The organism is Salinicola sp. 4072 (assembly GCF_036663415.1).
GTDB classification, from domain to species: domain Bacteria; phylum Pseudomonadota; class Gammaproteobacteria; order Pseudomonadales; family Halomonadaceae; genus Salinicola; species Salinicola salarius_A.
In genome coordinates this window covers 1-911 of record NZ_JAXOVV010000082.1, presented here as the reverse complement: position 1 = coordinate 911, position 911 = coordinate 1, and the positions used below count along the sequence as shown (strand labels likewise).

The 911-nt window shown below is 50.2% G+C and carries 1 pseudogene; it reads right to left on the bottom strand.

Annotated elements, in window-relative coordinates:
• Positions 1 to 615: 615 nt before the first annotated feature.
• Positions 616 to 783 (bottom strand): annotated as a pseudogene (locus R3F72_RS18565) (IS66 family transposase); the annotation flags it as partial.
• Positions 784 to 911 lie beyond the last annotated feature (128 nt).

The window sequence follows — 911 nt, the reverse complement described above, 5'->3', positions numbered from 1 at the left end:
GGGGAAATTTCAGCGTTTTGGCATTACTCAACAGCTATTCGCGCTGAAGAAGCCGATCCTGATAAGCGATGCCACCAGTCAGTACCTTCAGACCGCTCAATCAGCACCCTCGTGAATGAGGCGGGATCAAACATGGCAAGGGGCATAATCCAGTTGCTCTTCGATCACCCATTACTCGAGAGCTTGTCCTCATAGCCAGTGTTGATTTCATGCCAAGATCCAACGCCTACCCGGACGACTTCAGCCACTTCCTGCAACAAGGCATTCCAACCCTCATATGATCCTAAGGCATTTTATGACGTTCAATAGGCTGTGGTCATCGAAAGTTCCTGAAGGCTAGACGGCATCCACTTCAAATAGAGGGTATTGGCAAACAAGCCCAACATCATGACTCAAGCAGCAACACCTATTCTACCAAGCATTATATCGTCACAAAAAAACAGCTTCCTTCATAATACGGCTTCCAAAAAAACCCGCACTGATCCTTAGACCAGTTTTACACAGCTGCGCCAAAGCATTGACGCTTAATACCGTTTTATCACAAGCATCGTGACACGTTTTTTTGAAGCTAGGCCTTTTTTTATGATAAACATTGCGGAATTGTAACTATTCAGGTCACGCTGCCTGATCCAGGCCGTCCCGACGCATGAATTCGGGCACTTCACCGGCAAACAACTGTTCCAGTGCGGTGTGCGCTGCCAGGCCCTGCTTGACCGCCGTCGAGAGGAAGCTGCGCATCCGGCAGAAGATCTCGGCACCTTCCCAGGAGCGGAAACAGCCTGAACCCGCCTTATTCACGAGGGCGCTGATTGAGCGGTCTGAAGGTACTGGCTGTTGGCATTGCTTATCAGGATTCGCCTCTTCAGCGCGAGTGGCTGTTGAGTAATGCCAGAACGCAGCCCTTTTCCTAC